At 73.0% G+C, this 26,033-nt stretch carries 25 protein-coding genes; 15 read left to right on the forward strand and 10 right to left on the reverse strand.

Annotated features, from left to right (window positions below; translation table 11 throughout):
- Window positions 1-121: 121 nt before the first annotated feature.
- From ACFV6X_RS16980 to ACFV6X_RS16990, 3 genes are all read right to left on the reverse strand, one after another.
- The gene (locus ACFV6X_RS16980; RefSeq protein WP_385383824.1) at window positions 122-1,480 is read right to left on the reverse strand and encodes a hemolysin family protein; all 1,359 of its coding nucleotides are present in this window, start codon (window positions 1,478-1,480) and stop codon (window positions 122-124) included.
- A gap of 437 nt (window positions 1,481-1,917) precedes the next feature.
- Window positions 1,918-2,850: a M56 family metallopeptidase gene (locus ACFV6X_RS16985; protein WP_385383827.1), complete on the reverse strand. Its 933-nt coding sequence runs from the start codon at window positions 2,848-2,850 to the stop codon at window positions 1,918-1,920.
- A gap of 6 nt (window positions 2,851-2,856) precedes the next feature.
- Window positions 2,857-3,243 (reverse strand): BlaI/MecI/CopY family transcriptional regulator, encoded by a 387-nt coding sequence (locus ACFV6X_RS16990; RefSeq protein WP_385383830.1) that lies wholly within the window; start codon window positions 3,241-3,243, stop codon window positions 2,857-2,859.
- A 106-nt stretch (window positions 3,244-3,349) separates the two neighbouring features.
- Between ACFV6X_RS16990 and ACFV6X_RS16995 the strand changes: the two genes are divergently transcribed.
- On the forward strand, window positions 3,350-3,604 hold the full coding sequence (locus ACFV6X_RS16995) for a twin-arginine translocase TatA/TatE family subunit (RefSeq protein ID WP_385383833.1): 255 nt from the start codon (window positions 3,350-3,352) through the stop codon (window positions 3,602-3,604).
- Between the two features lie 24 nt (window positions 3,605-3,628).
- On the opposite strand, the gene ACFV6X_RS17000 is transcribed toward ACFV6X_RS16995, so the two are convergent.
- From ACFV6X_RS17000 to ACFV6X_RS17010, 3 genes are read right to left on the reverse strand one after another with little or no spacing between them, the layout of a single operon-like run.
- Entirely contained in the window at window positions 3,629-5,074 is a 1,446-nt protein-coding gene (locus ACFV6X_RS17000; protein WP_385383836.1) for an NAD-dependent succinate-semialdehyde dehydrogenase, read from the reverse strand.
- The gene (locus ACFV6X_RS17005; RefSeq protein WP_385383839.1) at window positions 5,071-7,941 is read right to left on the reverse strand and encodes an FAD-binding and (Fe-S)-binding domain-containing protein; all 2,871 of its coding nucleotides are present in this window, start codon (window positions 7,939-7,941) and stop codon (window positions 5,071-5,073) included. Before ACFV6X_RS17005 ends, ACFV6X_RS17000 begins: the two co-directional genes overlap by 4 nt.
- The gene (locus ACFV6X_RS17010; RefSeq protein ID WP_385383842.1) at window positions 7,938-9,206 is read right to left on the reverse strand and encodes an aspartate aminotransferase family protein; all 1,269 of its coding nucleotides are present in this window, start codon (window positions 9,204-9,206) and stop codon (window positions 7,938-7,940) included. Before ACFV6X_RS17010 ends, ACFV6X_RS17005 begins: the two co-directional genes overlap by 4 nt.
- A gap of 228 nt (window positions 9,207-9,434) precedes the next feature.
- Between ACFV6X_RS17010 and ACFV6X_RS17015 the strand changes: the two genes are divergently transcribed.
- On the forward strand, window positions 9,435-11,132 hold the full coding sequence (locus tag ACFV6X_RS17015) for a PucR family transcriptional regulator (RefSeq protein ID WP_385383844.1): 1,698 nt from the start codon (window positions 9,435-9,437) through the stop codon (window positions 11,130-11,132).
- Window positions 11,133-11,140: 8 nt separating this feature from the next.
- On the opposite strand, the gene ACFV6X_RS17020 is transcribed toward ACFV6X_RS17015, so the two are convergent.
- Window positions 11,141-11,275, reverse strand: a complete 135-nt coding sequence (locus ACFV6X_RS17020; RefSeq protein WP_385384152.1) for a short-chain fatty acyl-CoA regulator family protein — start codon at window positions 11,273-11,275, stop codon at window positions 11,141-11,143.
- Window positions 11,276-11,766: 491 nt separating this feature from the next.
- Between ACFV6X_RS17020 and ACFV6X_RS17025 the strand changes: the two genes are divergently transcribed.
- From ACFV6X_RS17025 to ACFV6X_RS17035, 3 genes are all read left to right on the forward strand, one after another.
- Entirely contained in the window at window positions 11,767-12,252 is a 486-nt protein-coding gene (locus ACFV6X_RS17025; protein ID WP_385383847.1) for a cation:proton antiporter regulatory subunit, read from the forward strand.
- Window positions 12,253-12,258: 6 nt separating this feature from the next.
- Window positions 12,259-13,407, forward strand: coding sequence for a cation:proton antiporter (locus tag ACFV6X_RS17030; RefSeq protein ID WP_385383850.1), 1,149 nt, complete (start codon window positions 12,259-12,261; stop codon window positions 13,405-13,407).
- 159 nt (window positions 13,408-13,566) lie between these two features.
- Window positions 13,567-14,319 (forward strand): DUF4142 domain-containing protein, encoded by a 753-nt coding sequence (locus ACFV6X_RS17035; RefSeq protein WP_385383853.1) that lies wholly within the window; start codon window positions 13,567-13,569, stop codon window positions 14,317-14,319.
- Window positions 14,320-14,351: 32 nt separating this feature from the next.
- Here ACFV6X_RS17035 and ACFV6X_RS17040 read toward each other — a convergent pair whose 3' ends face one another.
- Window positions 14,352-14,888 (reverse strand): MarR family winged helix-turn-helix transcriptional regulator, encoded by a 537-nt coding sequence (locus tag ACFV6X_RS17040; RefSeq protein WP_385383856.1) that lies wholly within the window; start codon window positions 14,886-14,888, stop codon window positions 14,352-14,354.
- A 291-nt stretch (window positions 14,889-15,179) separates the two neighbouring features.
- Between ACFV6X_RS17040 and ACFV6X_RS17045 the strand changes: the two genes are divergently transcribed.
- Together ACFV6X_RS17045 and ACFV6X_RS17050 are read left to right on the forward strand one after the other, a co-directional pair.
- Window positions 15,180-15,761: a sugar O-acetyltransferase gene (locus ACFV6X_RS17045; protein WP_385383859.1), complete on the forward strand. Its 582-nt coding sequence runs from the start codon at window positions 15,180-15,182 to the stop codon at window positions 15,759-15,761.
- An 11-nt stretch (window positions 15,762-15,772) separates the two neighbouring features.
- The gene (locus ACFV6X_RS17050; RefSeq protein ID WP_385383862.1) at window positions 15,773-16,321 is read left to right on the forward strand and encodes a TetR/AcrR family transcriptional regulator; all 549 of its coding nucleotides are present in this window, start codon (window positions 15,773-15,775) and stop codon (window positions 16,319-16,321) included.
- Between the two features lie 12 nt (window positions 16,322-16,333).
- Here the strand turns inward: ACFV6X_RS17050 and ACFV6X_RS17055 are convergent, their stop codons facing one another.
- Together ACFV6X_RS17055 and ACFV6X_RS17060 are read right to left on the reverse strand one after the other, a co-directional pair.
- Window positions 16,334-16,714 (reverse strand): winged helix-turn-helix transcriptional regulator, encoded by a 381-nt coding sequence (locus ACFV6X_RS17055; RefSeq protein WP_385384155.1) that lies wholly within the window; start codon window positions 16,712-16,714, stop codon window positions 16,334-16,336.
- A gap of 129 nt (window positions 16,715-16,843) precedes the next feature.
- A complete protein-coding gene (locus tag ACFV6X_RS17060) occupies window positions 16,844-17,230 on the reverse strand; it encodes a hypothetical protein (RefSeq protein WP_385383864.1) in 387 nt (128 codons plus the stop codon).
- Between the two features lie 230 nt (window positions 17,231-17,460).
- Between ACFV6X_RS17060 and ACFV6X_RS17065 the strand changes: the two genes are divergently transcribed.
- From ACFV6X_RS17065 to ACFV6X_RS17100, 8 genes are all read left to right on the forward strand, one after another.
- On the forward strand, window positions 17,461-19,161 hold the full coding sequence (locus ACFV6X_RS17065; protein WP_385383867.1) for a hydrogenase maturation protein: 1,701 nt from the start codon (window positions 17,461-17,463) through the stop codon (window positions 19,159-19,161).
- Window positions 19,162-19,217: 56 nt separating this feature from the next.
- Window positions 19,218-20,306 carry a hydrogenase expression protein HypE gene (locus ACFV6X_RS17070; protein WP_365450721.1) on the forward strand — a complete coding sequence of 363 codons (1,089 nt, stop codon included), beginning with the start codon at window positions 19,218-19,220 and terminating at the stop codon, window positions 20,304-20,306.
- A gap of 63 nt (window positions 20,307-20,369) precedes the next feature.
- Complete coding sequence (locus ACFV6X_RS17075; protein ID WP_385383870.1) at window positions 20,370-22,151, forward strand: nickel-dependent hydrogenase large subunit; 1,782 nt, start codon at window positions 20,370-20,372, stop codon at window positions 22,149-22,151.
- Window positions 22,148-22,717, forward strand: coding sequence for a hypothetical protein (locus ACFV6X_RS17080; RefSeq protein ID WP_385383873.1), 570 nt, complete (start codon window positions 22,148-22,150; stop codon window positions 22,715-22,717). The genes ACFV6X_RS17075 and ACFV6X_RS17080 overlap by 4 nt, the downstream gene beginning before the upstream one ends.
- Before the next feature lie 26 nt (window positions 22,718-22,743).
- Window positions 22,744-23,379, forward strand: coding sequence for a DUF5947 family protein (locus tag ACFV6X_RS17085; protein ID WP_385383876.1), 636 nt, complete (start codon window positions 22,744-22,746; stop codon window positions 23,377-23,379).
- On the forward strand, window positions 23,376-24,014 hold the full coding sequence (locus ACFV6X_RS17090) for a DUF6084 family protein (protein WP_385383879.1): 639 nt from the start codon (window positions 23,376-23,378) through the stop codon (window positions 24,012-24,014). The genes ACFV6X_RS17085 and ACFV6X_RS17090 overlap by 4 nt, the downstream gene beginning before the upstream one ends.
- The gene (locus ACFV6X_RS17095) at window positions 24,011-25,471 is read left to right on the forward strand and encodes a hypothetical protein (RefSeq protein ID WP_385383882.1); all 1,461 of its coding nucleotides are present in this window, start codon (window positions 24,011-24,013) and stop codon (window positions 25,469-25,471) included. The genes ACFV6X_RS17090 and ACFV6X_RS17095 overlap by 4 nt, the downstream gene beginning before the upstream one ends.
- Window positions 25,468-26,004, forward strand: a complete 537-nt coding sequence (locus ACFV6X_RS17100) for a hydrogenase maturation protease (protein ID WP_385383885.1) — start codon at window positions 25,468-25,470, stop codon at window positions 26,002-26,004. The genes ACFV6X_RS17095 and ACFV6X_RS17100 overlap by 4 nt, the downstream gene beginning before the upstream one ends.
- The last annotated feature ends 29 nt before the right edge of the window (window positions 26,005-26,033 follow it).

The raw sequence follows: 26,033 nt of genomic DNA on the forward strand, positions 1-26,033 counted from the left end.
TTCCCGGCCTTGGCGTGCGGCTCGATCTGGCTGCGCCGGACGGAGATCAGGGCGAACTCCGCGCCGACGAAGAAGGCGTTGGTCAACAGGGTCAGAGCGCCGATCGCGAGTTGCAGCACGGTCATCGGGACACCTCCCCCTTCGGCTCCTGCGTCGCGGCCGTCCGGGCCGGGACCTGTGCGGGCCCGAGGATGCGGACGCGGTCGGCGCGGTGGTGCTCGACGTCGAGGACGTCCAGGTGCCAGCCGTCGTCCAGGTCCAGGACGTCGCCCTTGGCGGGGATGCGCGCGAGGCGGTTGGCGACCAGGCCGGCCACGGTCTCGTACGGCCCCTCGGGGGCCGTCAGGCCTATCCCGGCCAGCTGGTCGAGACGGACGGAGCCGTCCGCCTCCCACGCGGCGCGGCCGTCCGCGGTCTGCGGGGTGGGCAGCAGGTCGGGCACCTCGACGGGGTCGTGCTCGTCGCGGACCTCGCCGACGACCTCCTCGACGATGTCCTCCATCGTCGCCACGCCCGCCGTGCCGCCGTACTCGTCGATGACCACGGCCATGGTGCGGGTGGCGCGCAGCCGCACCAGGAGCCGGTCGGCGGTGAGGCTGTCGGGCACCAGCAGGGGCGCGGTGGCCAGGTCGGTGACCGGTGTGACCGCGCGCTTCTCCGGCGGCAGCGCGAGCACGTCACGGATGTGGACGGTGCCGATGACGTCGTCCAGCCCGGCGCGGTAGACCGGGAACCGGGACAGGCCGGTGGCGTGGGTGAGGTTCGCGGCGTCCACGGCGGTGGCCCGTGCTTCCAGGGCCTTGACGTCGACCCGCGGCGTCATGACGTTCTCCGCGGTCAGCTCGCCGAGGTGCAGGGTCCGTACGAAGAGTTCCGCGGAGTCCGCCTCCAGGGCGCCCTCGGCGGCCGAGTGCTGGGCGAGCGCCACCAGCTCCTCGGGGCTGCGGGCGGAGGCCAGCTCCTCGGCGGGCTCCAGGCCCACGCGGCGGACGAAGCGGTTCGCCGTGTTGTTCAGGTGGCGGATGAACGGGCCGAAGGCGGCGGTGAAGCCGCGCTGCGGGCCGGCCACCACCTTGGCGACGGCCAGCGGGCGGGAGATCGCCCAGTTCTTGGGCACCAGCTCACCGATCACCATCAGCACCACGGTGGACACGACCACGCCCAGCACGGTGGCGACGGGGGACGCGGCGCCGCCGAGGCCGATCGCCTCCAGCGGCCCGCGCAGCAGCACCGCGAGCGACGGCTCGGCGAGCATGCCGATCACCAGGGAGGTGACGGTGATGCCGAGCTGGGCGCCGGAGAGCTGGACCGTCAGGCGGCGTACGGCCTTCAGCGCGCCCTCCGCGCCACGCTCGCCGGCGGTGGCGGCCCGCTCCAGGTCACCGCGCTCGACGGTGGTCAGGGAGAACTCGGCGGCGACGAACACCGCGCAGGCCAGTGTCAGGAGGAGGGCCAGCAGGAGCAGCAGGACCTCGGTCACCGTGCCACCCCCGTCCCCTCGCAGTCGTGGCGTGGGTGGGGCTTGGCACGGCTGGTACTGGGAGGCTCACCCATTGCGGGTCCCTGGCTCCTTTTCGGTCTGTCGGTTCGGGAGGGCGTCGACACCCTGACCCCATGGTAAAGGACAAGCAAAGCAGGCTGGTCAAGCTCCCGCACGCAGCGAGTTCACGGCGTTTTCGGACTTTCCCGCGCCGCGGGCCGTGACACCGCCTGCGGCGCCATGGGCCACTTTATGCTTCTACTCGCTTGTAGAGAACGTCCGGGCCCTCCCGGTTGTTCCGTCACGGAGCCCGGCCGGGCGGCCGGCGGCAGCGGTCGCCCCGTCCACCCGGCACCGGCGACGCCCCCGGCCGGAAACGCCACGCGGCGGGCGGAGCGAGCGGTGCCCCCGCCCTGATCGTCGCCGGACCGCAGGGGTCAGAGTGGTGTCGCCGTGTGCAGGATGAAGACCAGCGTCACCGCGGAGTTGGCGGACGACATCGCGGAGACGGCCGTCCCGGCGGCGGCCGTCCACGCGGCCACCCCCACCGCGGTGAACGCGGAGGGCCAGGTGCGCGTCGCGGGAGGGGGCCCCAGCAGCGCCGCGACCCGGCGCGGCACCGGACCGGGTGCGGCGAAGCCCGCGAGGGCGGGGTGCCGCGTATCCCATGGGACCAGGGCCGCCCTGCCGATCGCGCGCGCCACGGTCCGGCGGTCGCCCACCTCGCGGGCCGCCTCCTCGTCCGCCCACCGCTCCGTCGTGTACGACACCGCCGTGCGCAGCGGACGCAGGAAGGGGTTGGCCCGCGCGGCCAGTTGGGCGACGAGCAGCAACCGGTGATGACGTGCGGCCAGGTGGGCCCGCTCGTGGGCGAACAGGGCGCGCCGTTCGGCGGGGCGCAGAACGCGCAGCAGTGCCGTGGTGACCACGATCCGCTCGTCGGCGCCGCCGGGCAGGGCGTACGCGTAGGGCGTGTCGTCGGGCAGTACCGCGACCTTCGTGGTGGGCAGGCCGGCCAGGGCGCGGTGCGCTCGGCGGCGTGTCCGCCGGTGGCGCCACAGCGTGCCGCCGCACGCCACGGCGACGGCCAGCAGCGCGGGGATGGCCGCCTTGCCGACCACCTCGTCGTAGGGGACGGCCTCGCGGACCTCCGGGTCGGACCAGCCGTCCGGCAGTGGATTGCCGGGCAGTTGGGCGGTGCCGACCACCATGAGCAGACCCAGGCACAGCGTGCTGCACGAGGCCATGACGCCGCCCATCACCGTCAGCAGCCGGGTGGCGAGGCGCGGGTGGAGGTGGTGCTCGGCGAGCCGCGCGATCGGCCACGCGGTCAGCGGCAGCACCAGTGGCAGAAAGACGAACACCCCCATGCGGCCTCAGTCTTCCCCTTCGCCCTTCGCCCGCTCCAGCAGGTCCCGCAGCAGCCGCTCGTCCCCCGGTTCGAGGGCGGTGACGAAGCTGGCGAGCACCGCCTCGCGGTCCTGCTCGGCGTCCAGCACCTTGCGCATCTTCCGGGCCGCGAGGCCCGCGCCGTCGGAGGCCGGCGTCCAGGCGAACGACCGCCCGGCGCGCTCACGGGTCACCGCGCCCTTGGCCAGCAGCCGGGTCAGGATCGTGATCACCGTCGTGTAGGCGAGGTCGCCACCGAGCCGCTGGCGCACCCAACCGGCGGTCGCGGGTCCGTCCGCCTCCCGCAGGGCGGCCAGGACCTGCACCTCCAGCTCGCCCTGCCCCCGTCGCCGGGGACCCCGGTGATCCGTCACGCCCTGTCTCCCTTCCGCTGCCACGCACTTCACGGGCGGTCCATCGTACGGACACCCGGACCTCTTCCCCGCCCGCTACTCTTCTACAGTGCTGTAGATTCAAGGCATGTTCGGACTGAGTGAACTCGCCGTCGTTCTCATCGTCGTCATAGCCGCCGTCGCCGCCAAGAAGCTTCCCGAACTGGCCCGCTCGGCGGGCAAGTCGGCGCGCATCCTGAAGGCGGAGGCCAGGGCGACGAACGAGCAGCGGGCACCGGCCGGGGAGCGGGCCGCGCCCCGGGTGATCCGGGGCGAGACCGTCACACCCACCGGTCAGGAGCCCCCTCCCCCGTCCTCCGGGCAGCGACCCCCGCAGGGCTGATCAGACACTGCTCCGCCCGGCCTCTCACCGCGCCACGGGCATCGCGAGGTACTGGTACTCCAGGAACTCGTCGATCCCCACGCGTCCGCCCTCCCGACCCAGCCCGGACTGCTTGACCCCGCCGAAGGGTGCCGCCGGGTTGGAGACGAGACCGGTGTTGAGGCCCACCATGCCCACGTCCAGGCGTTCGCTCACGCGCAGGGCACGGTCGAGGCCCTCGGTGAAGACGTAACCGACGAGCCCCCAGGGCGTGTCGTTGGCGCGGCGGACCACCTCGTCCTCGTCGTCGAAGGTGAGGATCGCCGCGACCGGGCCGAAGATCTCCGTGGCCATCAGGCGGCTCTCCGGGGAGACGTCCGTGAGCACGGTCGGCGGGTAGAAGCAGCCCGGCCCGTCCGGTGTACGGCCGCCGGCGAGCACCCGGGCGCCGCGCTCCACCGCGTCGGCCACCAGCTGCTCGACCTTGGCGCGCCCGGCGGCGTCGATGAGCGGGCCGACGTCCACACCCTCCTGGGTGCCGGGGCCGACGACGAGCGCCCCCATCCGAGCGGCGAGCCGCTGCCCGAACTCCCCCGCCACCGACCGGTGGACGAAGAAGCGGTTGGCGGCGGTGCACGCCTCCCCCATGTTGCGCATCTTGGCGACGAGCGCGCCCTCCACGGCCACGTCCAGGTCCGCGTCCTCGAAGACGAGGAACGGCGCGTTCCCGCCCAGCTCCATCGAGGCGCGTACGACGGTGTCGGCGCACTGGGCGAGCAGCAGCCGCCCGACCTGCGTGGAGCCGGTGAAGGACAGCTTGCGGATGCGTCCGCCACGCAGCAGGGGCTCGCACACCTCACCGGCCCGGGAGGTGGTCACGACGTTCAGCACGCCGTCCGGCAGTCCGGCCTCCTCGAGGATCGCGGCGACGGCCAGGCTGGAGAGCGGGGTCTGCGGCGCCGGCTTGAGCACCATCGTGCAGCCGGCCGCGATCGCGGGTCCGATCTTGCGGGTGCCCATGGCGAGGGGGAAGTTCCACGGGGTGATCAGCAGGCAGGGGCCGACCGGACGGCGGGAGAGCAGCATGCGGTTGCGGCCGTCGGGAAGGGTTCCGTGGCCGCCGTCGATGCGGACGGCCTCCTCCGAGAACCAGCGGAAGAACTCCGCCGCGTACGCCACCTCGCCCCTGGCCTCCGCCAGCGGCTTGCCCATCTCGGAGGTCATCAGGCGGGCGAGTTGGTCGGTGCGGTCGAGGATGATCTCGTAGGCGCGGCGCAGGATCTCGCTGCGTGCCCTGGGTGCCGTGTGTGCCCACTCCCGCTCCGCCCGCACCGCGGCGTCCTCGGCCAGCCGGGCGTCCTTGGGGCCCGCGTCGGCGACGTGTGCGATGGTCTCGCCGGTGGCGGGGTCGTCGACGGCCATGGTGGCGCCGTCGGCGGCATCCAGCCAGGTGCCGCCGATCAGGAGTTGCTTGCGTACGTCCGGAGTCATGAGGGCTCCCCTGGTCGGTCGGCGGCGGGGTCGAGCAGTTCCGCGAGATGGACGGCGTGGACGCCTCGGTCACCGGCGAGGTGGCCGATCTGGGTGGCGCAGCTGAATCCGTCGGCCACGACGACGGTGCGCCCGCCGTCCGGGAGTTCGTCGAGGCGTGGTGCGAGGGCCAGGCCGGCGACGGCGAGCGAGGTGTCGTAGTGCTGTTCCTCGAAGCCGAAGTTCCCGGCGAGTCCGCAGCAGCCCTCGGCCTCGTCGACCAGCTCCGCGCCGAGCCGGCGGAGCAGGTCGCGCGGGCGGCGTCCGGTGAAGGTGGCGTACTCGTGGCAGTGCGTCTGCAGGAGGACCTGGTCCGGCAGGGGCGGTGGGGTCCAGTCCGGAGCGGCCAGGTCGGTCAGGGCACCGGTGAGGGTGTGGACGCGGGCCGCGACGCGCCGGGCGGCGTCGGTGCCGAGGAGTTCGGGCACGTCGCTCTTCAGGGCGGCGGCGCAGCTGGGCTCGGCCACGACGACCGGCAGTTCGTCGCCGGCGTCGAGGCGGGCGACGGTGCGGGCCATGACCCGGCGGGCCATGGCCAGTTGGCCGGTGCTGACCCAGGTCAGACCGCAGCACAGGCCGTCGCGGGCCGTGCAGGGGATGCCGGCCTCGCGCAGGACGCGGCTCGCCGCTCCCGCCACCTGCGGGCGGAAGGCGCGGGTGAAGCTGTCGACGAAGAGGACGGCCCTGGCGGGCGCACCGGTCTCCGCCGCGCGCAGGGCCTTGCGCAGGGCACGCCGGGAGGCGAAGGCGGGTATCGCCCGGCGGGTCGTGACTCCCCCGAGCCGCGCGAGCGGCCCGCGCAACGGCCCGCACAGGAGCGCGTTGAGCGGGCGGGCGGCGTATCCGGCGAGGGCGGAGGTCAGGGGCAGCCAGCCCAGTGCGTAGTGCGCGCGGGGCCGGAGCCGGCCCCGGTAGTGCCGGTGCAGGAACTCCGCCTTGTACGTCGCCAAGTCGACACCCACCGGGCAGTCGGCGGCGCACGCCTTGCACGACAGACACAGGTCGAGGGCGTCCAGGACCTCGGCGGAGCGCCAGCCGTCCGGGACCGTCTCCCCCCGCAGCATCTCCTGGAGCAGGCGGGCCCGGCCCCGGGTGGAGTGCTGCTCCACGCCGGTGGCCCGGTAGCTGGGGCACATCACGCCGCCCGCCTCGCCGCGGCAGCGGCCGATCCCGACGCAGCGGCGCACCGCGCCCGCGAAGCCGTCCTCGTCGTGCGGGAAGGTGAACTCGGTACCGACAGGCCCAATCCGGTGCAGGGCCAGGTCGGCGTCGAGCCGGGCGGGCGCCACGACGACACCCGGGTTCAGCAGCCCCTCCGGATCGAAGATCTCCTTGAAGGCGGCGAACGCCCGGATCAGCCGCGGGGTGTACATGACCTCCAGCAGCTCGCCGCGCGCCCGTCCGTCGCCGTGCTCGCCGGACAGCGTGCCGCCGTGGGCGACGACGAGTTCGGCCGCGGCGCGCAGGAAGCGGCGGGTGGCGGCGCGGCCGGCGTCCGTGGCCAGGTCGAAGTCGATGCGCACATGGACACAGCCGGCGCCGAAGTGGCCGTACAGCACACCGGTCAGCGCGTGCGAGGCGAGCAGCGCGCGGAAGTCCCGCAGGTAGGCCGCCAGATCGCCGGGGGCGACCGCCGCGTCCTCCCAGCCGGGCCAGGACTCCCCGCCGTCGACCAGGCGGGCGGCCAGTCCGGCGCCGTCCTCGCGGACCCGCCACAGCGCGCGCCGCTCGGCCGCGCTCGCGACGACGCGTCCGCCCGTCATGCGGCCCCGGGCCTCGAGCGCGTCGAGGAGTTCGGCCGCTCGCGCGGTGACCGCCGCCTCGTCGTCGCCGTCGAGTTCGACGTACAGCCAGGCGCGGCCCTCGGGGAGCCCGGTGACGGAGCCGGGGCCGCGGCGGGCGCGCATGGTGGCGACGATCGCCTCGTCCATGCCCTCCACCGCGGTGGGCGACCGGCGCAGGATCTCGGGGACGTCCTCGGCGGCGTCGACGACGTCGTCGTAGCCGATGGTGAGGAGCGCGGACGCCGGTGCGGTCTCCACCAGGCGGACGGTCGCCGCCGTGACGACGGCGCAGGTGCCCTCGGTTCCGACGAGGGCGCGGGCCATGTCGAAGCCGCTCTCCGGCAGCAGCCGGTGCAGCGGGTAGCCGGAGACCTGGCGGGGGATGCGGCCCAGTTCGGTGCGGATCGGGGCGAGGTGGGCATCGATCAGACGCCGGACGTCCGCCTCCAGCCGGGCCACCCCGCCGGCGTCCGAGGGGTCCGTGGCGTGCAGCCCGGTGTGGTCGGCCACGGCACGCAGCCCGTCGGCGGTGACGATCTCCAGGGTCTCGACGTGACCGCTGGTCCGGCCGTGTCGTACCGACCGGTTGCCGCACGCGTCGTTGCCGATCATGCCGCCCAGCGTGCAGCGGCTGTGCGAGGACGGGTCCGGGCCGAAGGTGAGGCCGTGCTCGCCGGCCGCGTGACGCAGGGTGTCGAGCACGGCTCCGGCCTCGACGCGGGCGGTGCGCGCCACCGGGTCGATGTCCAGGATCCGGTGCATGTACCGGGAGAGGTCCAGGACCACGCCGGGTCCCACGGCGTTGCCCGCCATGCTGGTGCCGCCGCCGCGCGCGGTGACCGGGACACCCGCCTCCCGGCAGGCCCGCAGCACCGCGCGGACGTCGTCGGCGGAGCGCGGGAAGGCCACTGCCGTAGGTGGGACGCGGTAGTTGGAGGCGTCGTACGCGTACGGCCCGGTGGCGCCCGGGCCGGTGGTGACCAGCAGGCCGGGCGCGCTCTCGGCGAGACGGGCGGCCAGCCGGTCCCCCGGCGCCGTGGTCATCGCCGCGCCGCTGCGGACGTGCCGGCCTCCACCGCCGCCGCCCACGCCCGAAGGCCCTCGTCGATCGCGGTCTCGTCGACGACGAGCGCCGGGATCATCCGCACGACCTGGTTCCAGGCCCCGCACAGCAGCAGGAGCAGTCCCTCGTCGACGGCGGCCCGCTGCACACGGGCGGCCGTGTCGGGGTCGGGGCCGCCGTCCTCGGTGACGAACTCGGTGCCGAGCATCAGCCCGAGCCCCCGTACGTCGCCGATGGCCGGTGTCCGCCCGGCCACCTCCTCCAGGCCCTGGCGCAGCCGGACGCCCATCGCCTCGGCGTTCTCGACGAGCTTCTCGTCGCGTACGACGTCGAGGGTGGCGCAGGCCGCCGCGCAGGCCACGGCGTTGGCGCCGTACGTGCCGCCCTGCGAGCCCGGCCACGCCTTCCGCATCAGTTCCTCGGGGGCTGCGATGCCGGACAGCGGGAAGCCGCTGGCCAGACCCTTGGCGGTGATGAGGATGTCGGGTGTGACGCCGAAGTGGTCGTGGCCCCAGAACCGTCCGGTGCGGCCGACGCCGGTCTGCACCTCGTCGAGGACCAGCAGGAAGCCGTGCCGGTCGGCCCGTTCCCGCAGGCCCTCCAGGAAGGCACGGGTCGCGGGCACGTATCCGCCCTCGCCGAGCACGGGTTCGACGATGACCGCGGCGGTGTCGGCCGGCGAGGAGATCGTCTGGAGGGTGTGGTCGAGCTCCTTCAGGGCGAAGTCGGTGGCGGTCCGCTCGTCCCAGCCGTAGCGGTAGGCCGTCGGGAACGGGGTGACGACGACACCGCTCATCAGGGGCGAGAAACCGGAGCGGAAGCGGATGCCGGACGTCGTCATCGCGGCGGCGGCGACCGTACGGCCGTGGAAACCGCCGTGGCAGACCAGGATGTTGGGCCGGCCGGTGGCCTGGCGGGCCAGCCGCAGCGCGGCCTCGACGGCCTCGCTGCCGGAGTTGGTGAAGAACAGGCTGTCCAGGCCCTCGGGCAGCACCTCGCCGAGTCTGTCGACGAGTTGCCGCAGCGGGCGGTGCATGACGGTCGTGTACTGGCCGTGGACGAGGGTGCCCACCTGCTCCCGCGCCGCCGCCACGACCCTGGGGTGGCAGTGCCCGGTGCTGGTGACGCCGATGCCGGCGGTGAAGTCGAGATAGCGGCGGCCGTCCTCGCCGTAGAGGTGGACGCCCTCGCCCCGGACGGCCGTGACGGGCGTGGCCTGGCGAAGGTGCGGCGACAGTGCGGTCATGGTCGTCTCCCGGCCGATGCGTTGCGGACTGCTCCGACGTATCGAGCGTCGCGGTCCGTCCCCGGCGCGGACAATGCCTGAACTGTCCGGTGCGGGCGCGGAGTTCGGACGTTGTGTCAACCGCGCGGGGGCGGATGAGGGGGTCCTGGGCCTCGCGCGCCTCACCGGGGCCGCTCTTGCACAGGTCAGCACCGGTTGTCAGAGTGTCCGGACGGGCAGGGTGACAGGATGAGCCAGAGTGCCGGACCGACTCCGCCCCCGGACGGGCACGGGACGGGCGAGGGAGCGCGGCCGGGTGGCGGCGCGTCGGGAAGCGGCCGCTCCCTCACGGTGGCCGACGCCCTGGCGCTCCCGGTGCTGGCGGCCGGTCAGCCGCAGGTCGTCACCGGCGTCACGCGCCTCGACCGGCCGGTGCGCTGGGTGCACATCACCGAACTCACCGACCCGGCCTCCTTCCTCAAGGGCGGCGAACTCGTCCTGACCACCGGTATGCCGCTGCCCGAGGACACGGCGGGCATCCGCCGCTACGTCGACGAACTCGCCGACGTCGATGCCGCGGCCCTGGTGATCGAACTCGTACGGCGCTACCACCGGCCGCCCGACGCCCTCGTGCAGGCCTGCCGGTCCCGGGACATGCCGCTCGTCACCCTGGCCAGGGACGTCAACTTCCTGGAGGTCACCCAGGTCGTGCACGCCCTGATCCTCGGCAACCAGGCGGACGCGATGCGCCGTACCCAGCGCATCCACGAGGCGTTCACCGCGCTGACCCTGCGCGGCGCGGGGCCCGATGACGTCATGCGGGCGGCGGCGGAGATGAGCGGTCGCACGGTCGTCCTGGAGAACCTGGTGCACCAGGCCCTGATCTGCGAGCCCTCCGGCAGCACGGTGGAGGAGGTGCTGGCCGGCTGGGAGCAGCGCTCCCGGTCGACTCCCCCGGGCGATCAGCCGCGGACGCGCGGGCCCGAGGGCTGGCTGGTGACGCCGGTGGCGTACCAGGGCGAACGGTGGGGGCGCGTCGCCATGCTGCCGCCCCCGCCGGGCCCGGCAGCCGTCGGCGGGGCACCGGCGTTCTCGCCCGAGGACGTCACCGTCCTGGAGCGGACGGCGATGGCCCTCACCATCGCCCGCCTGATCCACGCCACCCCCTGGGAGCGCACCGCGCACCGCAGCGCCCTGCGCGACCTCACCGAGCAGCGTCACCACTCCCCCGAGGACGCCCGCGCCCGCTTCGCCGCACTGGGGCTGCCCACCGAGGGCGCCGTCTACCTGGCCGTGCTGACGGACGGGGGGACCGCGGGCGACGAGGCCGGCCTGGAGAGCCGGCTGTCCCACGAACTCACGGCGCTCGGCCTGCCGGCCCTCGTCGGCACGCTGGCCCCCGGCCGGATCGGCGTCCTGCTGGCCCTGCGGCCGGCACAGCAGTGGCGGCCCACCGCCGAGCGGCTGAGCCGTGTCGTGCTGGGGGCGCATCCCGAAGCGGTGGTGAGCGTGGGTCCGGAGGTCACCCGTCTCGCCGACGCCCCCCGCTCCTTCCGCGCGGCGGCCCGCGTGGCCGAGGCGGCCCTGCCCGGCCGACCGCTCCCCGACGGCAGGTCGTTCCACGAGCAGTCCGACGTCGGCCTGCGCCATCTGCTGTTCGCGCTCCGCGCGGACACCCGGGTCCAGGACTTCGCCGAACGACGGCTCGGCCCCCTCGTCGACCACGACACCCGGCACGGCACCGATCTCCTGACGACCCTGCGCCACTACCTGGACGCGGCAGGCAACAAGACCACCACCGCCCGCCGCGGCAACCTGTCCCGGGAGACCGTCTACCAGCGTCTGCGCACCATCGAGCGGGTCCTCGGCTGCGACCTCGAATCAGGCGAGGAGCGCACCGAACTGCACACGGCACTCACGGCGCTCGACGTCCTGCGACTCGGGTGACGCCGCCGTCAGGTGCTGTTCAGGCCTCTCGTCGGTCCACGACCGGATACGGCACTGCTGTGGTGGTCGATCCGGAGCGTCCGGCCGAGAGGAGGTGCGGCGCGCCGAAGGCAGTCGAGCCGTTCGCGGACACGGCAGCCCATGCGGACGGGGGTGGCGGCGAAGGCGTTCGCCTTCGACGGTTCCTGGGTCGCCCACACCGGCCTCGCGCCGGGTGCCGCGAGGTCTTCGACGGTGTCCTCGGCGACCGGCCGCACCCGGCCGGCGAACCCCCAGCGCCCTCGCCCACACCGGCGGCCCGCGCGACCACGCCCAGCATCGGGCGGCCGACGCCTGGTGCCCGCTCGTCGGGCAGTGCCGATGACGGGCCCCAAGTCACCGCGTGCTCCGGGCCGTTGAGCGCGAAGGGGCCCAGGAACAGAGGGGCGGCGCCGTCCTGCCGCGGCGGGGCGCGGCCGTCCGGCGAACGACGCGCATCGCAGATCACCCCCGCGCGGCGCGCCGCCGCCGCCGGTGACGGCGCCGACCTGTGCGGAGCGCCGCGCCTAAAATGGTTCTCACAGGCCCGGACCGGGATGCCACGGCGCTTCCCCACGGTCGCCGCCGTCGGTGCCCCGCGCGAGAGGGGGTCGCCATGGCTGCCACACGCCTGAGCAGTACGCCGCTGCCGGGGATCGGCGTCCGGTACGACCTGACCACTCACGACCAGTGGCGCCTGTCGGTGGTCGCGCACCGCGACGGGGAGCGCACCTTCAGCACGTACCGCACGGACGACCCGGACGACTGCGCCCTGTCCGTGCGGCTCACGGCCGAGGAGGCGGCCGCTCTCGTGGACGCGCTGCTGCCCGAGCACCACGCACCGAACCTGCTGTCCCCCGCCGACCTGGGCCTGGTGGCCGAGCGGATCGAGCTGTCCGGCACTTCCCACTGGAACGGGCGGCTGCTCGGCGAGACCCGGCTGCGCACCACGACCGGCGCCTCGATCGTGGCCGTCCTGCGCCGGGCCGAGGCGATCCCCTCCCCCACGCCGGACTTCCGGCTGGCCGGCGGAGACACCCTGATCGTGATCGGCACCCGCGAAGGCGTGGAGGCTGCCGCCGGCACACTCGGGCGGGAGTGAGCCGCCGTGCACTCCTCGGCCGTGTTCCTGAGAGGCGGACTGCTTCCGCTGGGGGCCAGCGAGGAGTTCATCGCCGTCGGGGCCGAGATCGGCGTCATCCTGCTGCTGCTCATGCTCGGCCTGGAGTACACGGCCAGCGACCTCGTCACCAACCTCAAGTCCCACTACCCGGCCGGCTTGGTCGACTTCGCCCTCAACGCCCTGCCGGGCGCCGCGCTGGCGCTGCTGCTCGGCTGGGGACCGGTCGCGGCCGTCGTCCTGGCGGGCGTCACCTGGATCTCGTCCTCCGGCGTGATCGCCAAGATCCTCGGCGACCTGGGCCGGCTGGGAAACCGTGAGACACCCGTCGTGCTGAGCATCCTGGTCCTCGAAGACCTCTCCATGGCCGTCTACCTGCCCATCCTGACAGCCCTGGTGGCGGGCATAGGCCTGGCGGCCGGCGGCATCACCCTGGCCATCGCGCTCGGCGCCGCCGCCCTCGTCCTCGTCCTCGCGGTGCGCTACGGCCGGGTCATCTCGCGGTTCGTCTCCAGCGACGACCCGGAGAAGCTGCTGCTGGTCGTCCTCGGGCTGACCCTGCTGATCGCCGGGCTCGCCCAGCAGGTGCAGGTGTCCGCGGCGGTGGGCGCCTTCCTGGTCGGCATCGCGCTGTCGGGCGAGGTCGCCGAGGGCGCGTACAGCCTGCTCGCCCCGTTGCGGGATCTGTTCGCCGCCGTCTTCTTCGTCTTCTTCGGCCTCAACACCGACCCGGCGAGCATCCCGCCCGTCCTGCTGCCCGCCCTCGCCCTGGCCGCCGTCACCGCGCTGACGAAGATCGCCACCGGCTACTGGGCGGCCCGACGGACGGGCGTCGGCCCGAGGGGCCGCTGGCGGGCGGGCGGCACGCTGGTGGCTCGCGGCGAGTTCTCCATCGTCATCGCCGGGCTCGCCGTCACCGAGGGGATCGAGCCCTCCCTCGGCCCGCTGGCCACCGCATACGTCCTGATCCTGGTGATGCTCGGCCCGCTCACCGCCCGCTACACCGAGCCTGTCGCCTCACGGCTCGCCCGCCGACGCCGCCGCGGGTCCGCGTCGGCGGGCGGGAAGGCGGGGTCGTCCGCCGGCCTGGAACCGCACGAGCCGCTGGACGACCAGGACACCGTCGGCCGGGCCTGACGGACGGTGGCGCCGGGTCGCGCGCCCAGGACACGAACCCCTTCGCGACCCTGTGACACAGAACACGTCGCAGCGTGCAAAATTTGGCCAGTGCAATGATGAATCCGGGTCGCCCGTCCGTACCTCCTGACGTACCAGCCACTCGCGTCAGGAGGCCCCATGCCCGTCTCACCCAGCAAGTTGGGAAGCATCTTCGTGTTCGGCGCGCTGGGTCTGACCCTCGCCGCCCTCGCGTACCCGGCCATGCTCGGGATCGAGAACACCGCCGGCTCTCCGGACCGCATCATCGCGAACACGCCCTACGGCCCGCTGACCGAGGCCGATCGTGACTTCGTCGTCAAGGTCCGCTCAGCGGGGCTGTGGGAGTACCCGCTCGGGGAGATGGCCATGGCGCGGGGCACGACGCCGGAGATGAAGGAGGCCGGCGAGCACCTCATCGTCGGGCACGCGGGACTGGACGCCACCTGCCGCAGAATCGCCCCCGAACTCGGCATCACCCTGCCCAACCAGGCGACGCCGCAGCAGCAGCAGTTCGTGGCGACCGTGGACTCGGAGACGGGCAACCAGTTCGACATCACGGCGGTCAACATCATGCGCGTGACCCACGGCCAGATCTTCCCGGCGATCGCCAAGATCCGCGCCAACACCAAGAACACGCTGGTCCGTGCGCTGGCCGACCAGGCCAACGACACCGTCCTCGACCACATCACGGTGCTGGAGAAGACCGGCATGGTCAACTACGAGCAGGTCCAGTTCCAGCAGACCGCGCCGCCGAAGCTGCCCAAGGAGCAGCTGACCCCGCCTCCGCCCCAGCCGGGCTCCCCGATTCTGGCCCTCAAGCCGCGCCCCGACCTCGATGTGCAGACCACGTCGCCGACGCCGAGCCCGACGCCCGCTGGGCAGGTGGGCTGACCTGTCCGAGGCGACGACGCGGCACGGCGGCCTCAGGCGCCGTACCGCTCGGCCGGGGGGTCCTCCCAGCCGAGCGGGTGCGGACCCGGGTCGCCCTGTGCGGGCGCGAGGGGTTCTCCGCCCGCCTCGTTGAAGGCGGTGAGCGCGGCGACGAGCGCGGCGCGCTGGTCCGGGTCCAGTCGCTGGACGATCGTCGCGATCTCGGCCCGGCGCCGCGCGGTCACGAAGGCTACGGTGCGCCGGCCTTCGTCCGTGAGCTGGAGGAGGGTCTCGCGGCGGTTGGCCGGATTGGTCTGCCGGTCGGCCAGCCCGGCCGCGATCAGCCGGTCGACCATCCGCATCGCCGTCGAGGGGGACACCTGAAGCTGGTCGGCGAGCGCCACCAGCTTGGTGGCGCCGCGGGTGGACAGCACCATCAGCATGCGGAACTGCGGGAGTGTGACGCGTTCCTCGACCTGGGCGAGGGACCGGGCGGAGACCGCCACCAGCAGCCGTGACGCGGTGAGCACCGCTCGGGTGACCGCGTCCACATCGTCCATGCCCTTCACGGGCTCCTCACGCTCCGCCATGCCCCTTTCTATCGCGCCGGGGCACGCCGGCACGCATCTCACCGGCGCAGATTTTCCCGGACCATGACCATCGCGGGGTGTGACCGCGAGCACCTCCCTGCCCGAGGACACTGAGTGCGGTGCGCGCCAGGTGGCGCGCGACCACCCGGGCGAGGCGATCATCCACTGCAGGTGCGGCCCCACCGGTTCGTCGGTCTGGCCGCCCGCACGGGGGCTGTATCCACACCGCACTTCTCACACGGCTCTGTGGCCCACACACATCGTCGGGCGCCCAAGTGTACGGTCGTACGCATGTCGACGGACTACTTCGCACAGGACCCCCGGACGAACCTCGAACGCATGCTGGCGGGTGACCTCTACATCGCCGACGACCCCGAGATCGCCCGCCGTCAGCAGCGAGCCGTGCGCCTGGCCGCTCGTTTCCAGGCCGCCTACACCGAGGACGCCGACGCGGCGCTGCCGCTCCTCGCCGAACTGCTCGGTTCCGTGGGCGAGGGGGTGCACGTACGGCCGCCGCTGTACGTCGACTACGGCAGCAACATCACGATCGGCGCGCGCACCTTCGTCAACCACAACCTCACCGCGCTGGACGTCGCGGCCGTCACCATCGGCGAGGACTGCCAGATCGGGCCGAACGTCCAGTTGCTCACCCCCACCCACCCGCTGGAGCCGCGGCCCCGGCGCGACAAGCTGGAGGCCGCCCGCCCGATCACCATCGGGAACAACGTGTGGCTCGGCGGTGGCGCGATCGTCCTGCCCGGCGTGACCATCGGAGACAACTCCGTGATCGGCGCGGGCGCGGTGGTCACGAAGGACGTGCCCGCCGATGTCGTCGCCGTCGGGAACCCCGCCCGCCAGGTCCGCACCCTCTGAAGGTCCCTGCCATGGCTACCGGACACACCGATCCGCAGCGCCGCGCACGCATCGTCGCCGCGACCCTCGATCTCATCGCCGAGGAGGGGGTCGCCGGTGTCTCGCACCGGAAGATCGCCGCGCGCGCGGGTGTCCCGCTGGGCTCGATGACCTACCACTTCGGCGGCATCGAAGAGCTGCTGCGGGAGGCGTTCGGCCAGTTCGCCGGTCACGTCGTCGCCGTCTTCGACGCCCATCTCGCCGCGCCGGCCGACCGCGACGAGGCGCGCGAGGCGGTGACGGACCTCGTCCACACCCTGTCGGAAGGCAGCGGGCGGGACCTCGTCCTCACCCAGGAGCTGTACACGCTCGCCGCCCGCCGGCCCGCCTACCGGGAACTCACCCACGAGTGGATGCGACGCAGCCGCCTCCACCTCGAGAAGCACTTCGACCCGGACACCGCCCGCCAGCTCGACGCCCTCGTCGAGGGCCTGATCCTCCACCGCGCGCTGGCCCGCGAGCCCCATGACCGCGCCCTGACCGCTGAGGCCGTCCGGCGTATCACCACGACCGGGCGGTGACGCCGGCGGCTGTCAGACCTCGAAGCGGCGGCGGGCGGACTCGATCTGGCCGAGGTACTGGTGGGTCCAGCCGCACATGCCGTCGACGGTGGCTCGCAGGGCCTGGCCCGGCTCGGTGAGGGTGTACTCCACCCGGGGCGGCACGGTGGCGTGCACCTTCCGGTCGACCAGCCCGTTGCGCTCCAGCATGCGCAGGTTCTGGGTGAGCATCTTGTGGCTGACGCCCTCGACCCTGGTCCGCAACTCGCTGAAGCGCAGCGTGCCCGCGCCGAGAGCCTCGATGATCAGGAACGCCCACTTGTTGGCGACGTCCGAGAAGATCTCCCGCGCGAGCGAGTCGGCACGCCTGAGGTCCGCGTCCTCGGGCGCGCCGCCGAACTGCTTGGTCCCTATGCGATTCCCCGGTCGGCGAGATGCGTTCTGCACGGTCGGCGACCACTCTCCTACGGTTCCCAAGTAACCACAAGCGAGCATCCGGAGACGGGCGGCCGGTGGTCCGGCCGCCTCGAGAGCGCCCGGTCGTCAGCCCGGGCGGTGTCCGGGTTCGGAGTCGTTCGGGTCGACGCCGGTGAAGGCGTCGTCGTCCTTGGTGCCGCTGGGCCGGCCGGAGCGGCCCCTGCGGCCGGTGTCCCGCATGCCCTTCTCCGACTCCTCGGCGTAGTCCTCGCCACTGCGCCCCTCACTGCCGGCGACGTCACCGGGGACGGAGGTGCGCTCCTCCTTGGACTTGGTGCGCCCCGCTCCGCGCCGGGGCGCGTTCTCCTCGGCCCGGAAGGAGCGCCGGGCACTGGGGTTGTCCTGCTGTCGCGTCTCGTCGACGTCGGGGGACCAGCCGTGCTGCTCGGTCCCCTCGTGCCGGCTCGGCCCACGGCCGTGAGACGGCTTCGACGACTTGCGTTCCTTGGCCATTCGCCGACCTGCCTGTCCGCTGTCGGGGGGGCACGCTCGACGGGTGCCCGGTCGCTAGCGATTCTTCCACTTACCGACAAATAGGGCATATCGATCGACCTGGCCAATGAGGGAGTTCCCGAGTCGCCTGCGGCGGTCCCTGCGGCATATGGCGGGAAGCCCACCTCCTACGAGTGACCGCCGGGATTCGCTTCGACGTCCACCGATGCGTCTGTATGACGATCACGGGCATGCGCATCCTGCTCATCGGCAGCGCCTACAACAGCCTCACTCAGCGTGTGCACGCGGAGCTGCGCGAGCGCGGGCACGGTGTGGCCGTCGAGGTGACGCCCCGCGGCGACGACGTACGGGCGGCCGTCCGACGACACGCGCCCGATCTGGTCGTGGCGCCGATGCTGAAGACCGTCGTACCGCGCGACGTGTGGTCGGCCCGCACCTGCCTGATCGTCCACCCCGGCCCCGTGGGCGACCGGGGCCCCTCCTCGCTGGACTGGGCCATCCGTGACGGCGCCGGCGAGTGGGGCGTGACCGTGCTCCAGGCCGACGAGGAGATGGACGCCGGGCCGGTGTGGGCGACGGCCGCCTGCCCCCTCCCCTGCGTGGGCAAGAGCGAGCTGTACCGGAACGAGGTGTCCGACGCGGCGGTCGAGGCGGTGCTGCTGGCCGTGGAGCGGTTCGCCTCCGGCCGGTACGTACCGCGGGATCAGGCCACCCTGCCGAGGGCGGCCGGCGCGCGGACCAGGCCCGTGATGCGCCAGGAGGACCGCCGCATCTCCTGGGCCGACGACTCCACCGACACCGTGCTGCGCACCCTGCGCGCCGCCGACTCGCAGCCCGGTGTGCTCGACGAGCTGCTGGGCGCGCAGTGGTTCCTGCACGGCGGGCATCCCGAGCTCCGGCTGCGGGGTCGCCCCGGTGAGCTGCTGGCGACCCGGGCGGGCGCGATCTGCCGGGCCACGAGGGACGGCGCGGTCTGGATCCCCGAGCTGCGGGAGCGTACGGCCGCCGGTGCCCCGCGCGCGTGCAAGCTGCCCGCCGTGACCGCCATGGGCGCGCGGCTGCCCCGGCTGCCGGACCTGGACCCGGCGGAGAACTCCTCCTGGTCCGACATCCGGTACCGGGAGGACGGGCCGGTGGGTGTCCTGTCGTTCGCGTTCCCGGGCGGGGCGATGTCCACCGACCGGTGCCGGCGGCTGCTGGCCGCCTACCGGGCGGCGTGCGAGCGGCCGACCACCGTGCTGGTGCTGGGAGCCGGGCGTGACTTCTTCTCGAACGGGATCCATCTCGGTGTCATCGAGGCCGCCGCCGATCCGGCCGCGGAGTCCTGGGCGAACATCAACGCGATGGACGATCTCGTCGAGGCGGTCCTCACCACCACCGACCGGCTCGTCGTGAGCGCCGTCGGCGGCAACGCCGCGGCCGGAGGCGTGATGCTGGCACTGGCCGCCGACGAGGTGTGGTGCCGCTCGGGCTCGGTGCTCAATCCCCACTACCGGCGCATGGGGCTGTACGGCTCCGAGTACTGGACATACAGCCTGCCCCGCCGGGTCGGCGCGGCCATGGCGGAGCGGCTCACCCAGGAGGCGCTGCCGGTCACCGCCGCCCGCGCTCGGGACATCGGGCTGATCGACCGGGTCGTCGCCTGCCCTCCGGCGCGCTTCACGGACGACGTCACTCTCCTGGCCCACCGGCTGGCGACCTCGGCCGTCGCGCAGTCACGCCTCGCCGCGAAGAAGGCCGAGTGCGAGCGCCGGGAGGCGGTCACCCCGCTGGCGGCGGTCCGGGAGCGGGAACTGCACCGGATGCGCAGGACCTTCTCGGACCCCGACGCGCCCTATCACGCACTGCGCCGGGCCTTCGCCCGCAAGGAGCGGGCGCCGTCCGGCCCGGCCGCTACGGATGCGGGGGACGCCACGCTGTCCGACGCTTAGCTGGAACATGGGCCGATTCGTCGGCTTCGAGGCTTTTCCTCCACGGGAGGCAGTTGATGAACGCAGCATCGCCGACCACGGCTCAGGAGCCGGACGCGGCCGGCTCACCCGGCACGGACGAGGAACCGATCCACATCCTCTGGATCAACGCCGGGCTGAGTTGCGACGGCGACTCGGTCGCCCTGACGGCCGCCATGCAGCCGAGCATCGAGGAGATCGCCCTGGGGGCGCTGCCGGGGTTGCCGAAGATCGCGGTGCACTGGCCGCTGATCGACTTCGAGTGCGGTCCGGTCGGTGGCGCGGACACGTTCATCGAGTGGTTCTTCAAGGGCGAGCGCGGGGAGATCGACCCGTTCGTCCTCGTGGTCGAGGGGTCCGTCCCGAACGAGGCGATCAAGCAGGAGGGCTACTGGTGCGGCTTCGGCGACAACCCGGAGACCGGCCAGCCCATCACCACCAGTGAGTGGATCGACCGGCTCGCCCCGAAGGCCCTGGCCGTCGTCGCGATCGGCACCTGCGCCACGTACGGCGGCATCCACGCCATGGCAGGCAACCCGACCGGCGCGATGGGCGTGCCCGACTACCTGGGCTGGGACTGGAAGTCGAAGGCGGGCATCCCGATCGTGTGCGTGCCGGGCTGCCCGATCCAGCCGGACAACTTCGCCGAGACGCTGACGTATCTGCTGTACCAGGCGGCGGGGTCGGCGCCGATGATCCCGCTGGACGACAAGCTCCGGCCGACCTGGCTGTTCGGGGCGACCGTGCACGAGGGCTGCGACCGGGCCGGCTACTACGAGCAGGGCCAGTTCGCGATGGAGTACGACTCGCCCAAGTGCCTGGTGAAGCTCGGCTGCTGGGGTCCGGTCGTCAAGTGCAACGTGCCCAAGCGGGGCTGGATGAACGGCATCGGCGGCTGCCCGAACGTGGGCGGCATCTGCATCGCCTGCACGATGCCCGGCTTCCCCGACAAGTTCATGCCGTTCATGGACGAGCCGCCCGGCGGCAGGCTCTCCAGCACCGCCAGCGGTGCCTACGGCGCGGTGATCCGCAGGCTGCGGTCCATCACGGCGAAGACGGTGGACAAGGAACCCAAGTGGCGGCACACGGGCCGGGAGATCACCACCGGCTACCGGCCCCCCTGGTGACCACGCTCCCCCGGCCACTCCCCCCCTCGCAGACCCGACCGACCGAAGGGCATCACAGACACAATGGCGACCTCGACGACATCCGGTGACGGCACCGGGCTGGTGGAGATGGCGTGGGACCCGATCACCCGGATCGTGGGCAGCCTCGGCATCCACGCGAAGATCGACTTCAAGCAGAAGCGGGTCGCCGAGTGCTACAGCACTTCGTCGGTCTTCCGCGGCTACAGCGTCTTCATGCGGGGCAAGGACCCGCGCGACGCGCACTTCATCACCAGCCGCATCTGCGGCATCTGCGGTGACAACCACGCCACTTGCTCGGTGTACACGCAGAACATGGCGTACGGCGTGAAGCCGCCGCACCTCGGTGAGTGGATCATCAACTGCGGTGAGTCCGCGGAGTTCATGTTCGACCACAACATCTTCCAGGAGAACCTGGTCGGGGTCGACTACTGCGAGAAGATGGTCCGCGAGACCAACCCAAGCGTCATGGAACTCGCCGAGCGCACCGAGGCGCCGCACGCCGCCGACCACGGCTACCGCACCATCGCCGACATCATGCGCGCCCTGAACCCGCTGGAGGGCGAGTTCTACCGCGAGGCGCTCTCGGTCAGCCGCTACACCCGGGAGATGTTCTGCCTGATGGAGGGGCGCCACGTGCACCCCTCCACGCTCTACCCGGGCGGCGTCGGCACCATCGGCTCCGTGCAGCTCTTCACGGACTACATGACGCGCCTCATGCGGTACGTGGAGTTCATGAAGCGCGTCGTCCCGCTCCACGACGACCTGTTCGACTTCTTCTACGAGGCGCTGCCCGGCTACGAGGAGGTCGGCCGCCGCCGGGTGATGCTCGGCTGCTGGGGAGCGTTCAACGACCCCGAGTACTGCGACTTCACGTACGCCAACATGACGGACTGGGGCCGGCGGATGCTCGTCACCCCCGGCGTCATCGTGGACGGCAAGCTGGTCACCAACGACCTCACCGAGATCAACCTCGGCATCCGGATCCTGCTGGGCAGCTCGTACTACGAGGACTGGGTGGGCCAGGAGCAGTTCGTCACGCACGACCCGCTGGGAAACCCGGTCGACCCGCGCCACCCCTGGAACCAGCACACCATCCCGGCCCCGCAGAAGCGGGACTTCAACGACAAGTACAGCTGGGTGATGTCGCCGCGCTGGTTCGACGGCAAGGACTACCTGCCGCTGGACACCGGCGGCGGCCCCCTCGCCCGGCTGTGGTCGACGGCCCTGTCGGGCCTGGTGGACATCGGGTACGTGAAGGCCACCGGGCACAGCGTGGTCATCAACCTGCCGCGCACGCTCACCAAGCCGGAGACCACCTTCGAGTGGAAGATCCCGAAGTGGAGCAACGCCCTCGAACGCAACCGCGCCCGCACCTACTTCCAGGCGTACGCCGCCGCGGTGGCGCTGCACAGCGCGGAGATGGGCCTCGCCGAGGTACGCGCCGGGCGCACCCAGACGTGGGAGAAGTTCGACGTGCCGGACGAGTCGATCGGCGTCGGCTTCACCGAGGCGGTGCGCGGGGTGCTCTCGCACCACATGGTCATCCGGGACGGCAAGATCGCCAACTACCACCCGTACCCGCCCACCCCGTGGAACGCCTCCACCCGCGACACCTACGGCACACCGGGCCCCTACGAGGACGCGGTGCAGAACACGCCGATCTTCGAGGAGAACCCGCCGGAGAACTTCAAGGGCATCGACATCATGCGCACCGTGCGCAGCTTCGACCCGTGTCTGCCGTGCGGTGTGCACATGTACGTCGGTGACGGCCGCACGACGAAGGCGATGCACGTCCCCACCGGCCTGAGCGGTCTGGCCGGATGAGCGGGACGCCCGGCACGGTGAACGCGGTGAACGCGGAGACGGCCGGCCGGCTCGTCGAGGAGGTCCTCGACCGGCTGGCCGCCTCCGGCGACCCCGCGGCGTGCGAGGCGGCCGAGGAACTCGTGCGGGTTCTCATGGAGTTCTACGGCGCCGGCCTGGCGCGCGTCCTCGACCTGGTCGAGCGCGACGCCGACGCGTCCGCCGCCCTCGGTGCCCTGCTCGGCGACGACCTGGTGGCGAGCCTGCTGGTGCTGCACGGGCTGCACCCGGAGGACGCCCGCACCCGCATCGCCCGCGCGCTCGACAGCCTCCCCCAGCCCGTCGAGAACGCCGGCTTCGACCCGGCGACCGGTGCGCTGCGGCTGCGGCCCGCCGGCTCCGGCGGCTGTGGCTGCGGGGGCACCGGGGGCGTCGAGGAGGCGGCCCGGGAGGCGCTGGCGTGTTTCGCGCCGGAGGTGACCTCGGTGGAGATGGAGGCCCCGGCGCGGGAGCCCGCGCTGTTGCAGATCGGCACCGCGCCGCCCGGCGCCGGGACGGGCGGCCGCTCGTCGGCCGACGCGCGGTGAGCGCGCCGCAGACCGGTCCGGGGCGCATGCGGAACGGCACGGGGCCCCGGGGCCTGAGCCGCTTCACCACCCCCCGCCGGCCCCGTGAGGAGCGCTGCGAACTGTGCGCCGCGCCGCTCGCCGACACGCGGCACCGGCACCTCGTCGACGTCGAGAAACGAGCCTTGGCCTGCGCCTGCGATCCCTGCGCCCAACTGCTCGACCGCTCCGGGGAGACGCACGGCCGGTTCCGCACCGTGCCCGGCCGCTATCTGCGCGATCCCGGCCACCGGATCGACGAGCAGGCCTGGGAGCGGCTCGGCATCCCCGTCGGCGTCGCGTTCTTCTTCCGCAACTCGGCCCTCGACCGGCTGGTCGCCCTGTACCCGAGCCCGGCCGGGGCGACCGAGAGCGAACTGGACCCGGAGAGCTGGCAGTCCGTGCTGGCCGCCACGGAACTGGCCGAGCTGCTGGCACCCGACGTCGAGGCGCTGCTTCTGCGCCGGTACGAGGGCCGGGTCGAGTGCTATCTGGTCCCGGTCGACATCTGTTACGAACTGGTCGGGCGGATGCGGCTGCGCTGGCAGGGCTTCGACGGCGGCGCGGAGGCCCGTGCCGACCTGGAGGCGTTCTTCGCGCACGTCGGTGAACAGGCCCGTGAGCCGCGAGGGAGCCGGTCGTGACCGAGTTCGCGTTCACGTGCACGGGGGTGCGCGCCGAACCGTACGCCATGGGCCCCACCCTGGTGTTCCGGCTGCGCGTCACGGCGTCCCCGCCGACCCGGGTGCACGCGCTGGCGCTGCGCTGCCAGATCCGGATCGAACCCGCCCGGCGCGGCTACGCCGACTCCGAGGCCGCGGCGCTGACCGACCTGTTCGGTGAACGGTCCCGGTGGGGCAGCACCCTGAACCCGCTGCAGTTCGCGCAGGTGCAGGTGATGGTGCCCGGGTTCACCGGCGAGGTCGAGACCGACGTCGTCGTGCCCTGCACCTACGACATGGACATCGCGTCCACCCGCTACTTCGACGCCCTGGAGGACGGGGAGGTGCCGCTGCTGATGCTGTTCTCCGGCACCGCCTTCACCGGCGACGGCGGCTTCCGCGTCGAGCCGGTCCCCTGGGACAAGGAGGCCGGATTCCGGATGCCGGTGAAGACGTGGCGGGAGATGGTCGAACAGCACTTCCCGGGCTCCGGCTGGATCCGACTGCCCCGGGACACCATGGACGCCCTGGTGGCGTACCGGTCACGGCGCGCGCTGCCCTCGTGGCAGGAGACCGTCGAGGCGCTCATGACGGCGGCCGGGGAGAGGACACCGTGATCACAACGACCTTCCGCCCCGAAGCAGAGGCCCGCCTGGCCGTCGCCCGGCAGGTCGCCGACGCCGTGCTGTTCGAGGGGTACGTGCTCTACCCGTACCGTGCCTCCGCCGCGAAGAACCGGCTGCGCTGGCAGTTCGGCGTGCTGGTGCCCCCGGCGTGGAGCGCGGCCACCGAGGAGCACGACTTCCAGCACACCGAGTTGCTGATGGAGCCCAAGCCGGGCGCGACGCTCGCCGTCGAGGTGCGCTTCCTGCACGCCCAGCGGCGCACCGTGCAGCGGGCCCGCCCCGGCGGCGGCTTCGAGACGGTGCCCGAACTGGCCCTGGACGACCGGCTGCTGGTCCCCTGGGACGAGGGGCACGAGGAGCAGGTGAGGCTCGTCGTGCCGGTGGCGAAACTGGCGGAAGGTGACGTCGTCGTGCCGTTCGGCATGCCGGCGGCCGAGGAGACCGAGCCCGTGACGGACCGCGCCGGCGCGACGGTCGGCCGGCTGGTGCGGCGCCGCGAAGAGGTCAGCGGCACCCTGCGCCTGTCGGTGAGCGAGCTGGACGGGCCGTACCGGACGCAGCGGTTGAGCGTGGTCGTGGAGAACACCGGTGACTGGCTGCCCGCGGAGGGCGCCGACCGTGACGCCGTCCTGCCCCGTTCGCTGGTCGCGAGCCACACGCTGCTGTGCCTGGACGCCGGGCGGTTCCTGTCGCTGACCGACCCGCCGGAGTGGGCCAAGGGGGCCACCGCGGCCTGCCGCAACCTGCACACCTGGCCGGTGCTGGCCGGTGAGCCGGGCCGCGGTGACCTGGTGCTCTCCTCTCCGATCATCCTGGAGGACCACCCCGCGATCGCCCCGGAGAGCCCCGGCGCCCTGTACGACGCGACCGAGATCGACGAGATCCTCGCCCTTCGCACCGCCGCCCTGACCGACGAGGAGAAGCGCGAGGCCAGGGGCACGGACGAGCGGGCGGCCGCGGTGATCGACCTGGCCGACTCGATGCCGCCGGAGGTACTGGAGCGGCTGCACGGCGCGGTACGCAGTCTACGGGAGGTCACGGGGCCCGCCGCGCGTGCCACGGACGGTGTGCCGCAGTTCCGTACGCCCGACGAGGCCGATCCTTTCCGGCAGGACGGTGTCATGCGCCCCGACACCCCGTGGTGGGACCCGGGCGGGGACACCGCCGTCGATCCGGCCAGCGACCACGTGCTGGTCGACGGGCAGCCGGTGCGGGCCGGCTGCCGGGTCGTGCTGCGGCCCCGACTGCGGCACACCGACGCGCAGGACCTGTTCGTCGACGGGCGGCACGCACTGGTGGAGGCGGTGCTGCACGACGTCGACGGCGGTGTGCACATCGCCGTCACCCTGGAGGACGACCCGGGCGCCGACATCCGCCGGGAGCAGGGGCGTTTCCTGTACTTCCAGCCCGACGAAGTGGCCGTCGCCGAGATCCGGGAGGACGCGTGAACGCCGCCACGCCACCGTGCCCCCGTGCCCTGGTCGCCGGGGTGGGCAACATCTTCCTCGGCGACGACGGCTTCGGCGTCGAGGCGGCACGTCTGCTGGCCGGGCAGGAGCTGCCGCCCGGCGTCGAGGTCGCCGACATCGGCATCCGCGGGGTGCATCTGGCGTACCAGCTGCTCGACGGGTACGACACCCTCGTCCTCCTCGACGCGACGGCCCGCGGCGGCAGGCCCGGGACGTTGTACGTCATCGACGCGGCGGAGCCGGGCAGTCGCCGCCCGCCGCAGGACGTGCCGCTCGACGGCCACCGGATGTCGCCCGACGCCGTGCTGGCCCTGCTGGACACCCTGTGCGCCGGCATCGGTACGCCGCCGCCGCGGCGCACGCTGGTGGTGGGGTGTGAACCCGCCACCGTCGAGGAAGGCATCGGCCTCAGCCCGGCCGTCGCCGCCGCGCTGCCCGAGGCGGTGCGCCTGGTCGCCGGGCTGCTGCGCGACCCGTCCACCGTGAAGGAAGGCGATGAAGCAGCCGTATAGGTGCCGAGGGCTTCGCCGAGGCACCCCCC

Source organism: Streptomyces sp. NPDC059861 (assembly GCF_042731435.1).
GTDB lineage: Bacteria > Actinomycetota > Actinomycetes > Streptomycetales > Streptomycetaceae > Streptomyces.

Excerpts from the sequence above, each read along its gene's own strand:
- ACFV6X_RS16985 (WP_385383827.1), bottom strand. The coding sequence starts at position 2,850 with ATGGGGGTGTTCGTCTTTCTGCCACTGGTGCTGCCGCTGACCGCGTGG.
- ACFV6X_RS16995 (WP_385383833.1), top strand. The coding sequence starts at position 3,350 with ATGTTCGGACTGAGTGAACTCGCCGTCGTTCTCATCGTCGTCATAGCC.
- ACFV6X_RS17000 (WP_385383836.1), bottom strand. The coding sequence starts at position 5,074 with ATGACTCCGGACGTACGCAAGCAACTCCTGATCGGCGGCACCTGGCTG.
- ACFV6X_RS17005 (WP_385383839.1), bottom strand. The coding sequence starts at position 7,941 with ATGACCACGGCGCCGGGGGACCGGCTGGCCGCCCGTCTCGCCGAGAGC.
- ACFV6X_RS17010 (WP_385383842.1), bottom strand. The coding sequence starts at position 9,206 with ATGACCGCACTGTCGCCGCACCTTCGCCAGGCCACGCCCGTCACGGCC.
- ACFV6X_RS17015 (WP_385383844.1), top strand. The coding sequence starts at position 9,435 with ATGAGCCAGAGTGCCGGACCGACTCCGCCCCCGGACGGGCACGGGACG.
- ACFV6X_RS17020 (WP_385384152.1), bottom strand. The coding sequence starts at position 11,275 with ATGGGCTGCCGTGTCCGCGAACGGCTCGACTGCCTTCGGCGCGCCGCA.
- ACFV6X_RS17025 (WP_385383847.1), top strand. The coding sequence starts at position 11,767 with ATGGCTGCCACACGCCTGAGCAGTACGCCGCTGCCGGGGATCGGCGTC.
- ACFV6X_RS17035 (WP_385383853.1), top strand. The coding sequence starts at position 13,567 with ATGCCCGTCTCACCCAGCAAGTTGGGAAGCATCTTCGTGTTCGGCGCG.
- ACFV6X_RS17040 (WP_385383856.1), bottom strand. The coding sequence starts at position 14,888 with ATGGCGGAGCGTGAGGAGCCCGTGAAGGGCATGGACGATGTGGACGCG.
- ACFV6X_RS17045 (WP_385383859.1), top strand. The coding sequence starts at position 15,180 with ATGTCGACGGACTACTTCGCACAGGACCCCCGGACGAACCTCGAACGC.
- ACFV6X_RS17050 (WP_385383862.1), top strand. The coding sequence starts at position 15,773 with ATGGCTACCGGACACACCGATCCGCAGCGCCGCGCACGCATCGTCGCC.
- ACFV6X_RS17060 (WP_385383864.1), bottom strand. The coding sequence starts at position 17,230 with ATGGCCAAGGAACGCAAGTCGTCGAAGCCGTCTCACGGCCGTGGGCCG.
- ACFV6X_RS17065 (WP_385383867.1), top strand. The coding sequence starts at position 17,461 with ATGCGCATCCTGCTCATCGGCAGCGCCTACAACAGCCTCACTCAGCGT.
- ACFV6X_RS17070 (WP_365450721.1), top strand. The coding sequence starts at position 19,218 with ATGAACGCAGCATCGCCGACCACGGCTCAGGAGCCGGACGCGGCCGGC.
- ACFV6X_RS17075 (WP_385383870.1), top strand. The coding sequence starts at position 20,370 with ATGGCGACCTCGACGACATCCGGTGACGGCACCGGGCTGGTGGAGATG.
- ACFV6X_RS17080 (WP_385383873.1), top strand. The coding sequence starts at position 22,148 with ATGAGCGGGACGCCCGGCACGGTGAACGCGGTGAACGCGGAGACGGCC.
- ACFV6X_RS17085 (WP_385383876.1), top strand. The coding sequence starts at position 22,744 with ATGCGGAACGGCACGGGGCCCCGGGGCCTGAGCCGCTTCACCACCCCC.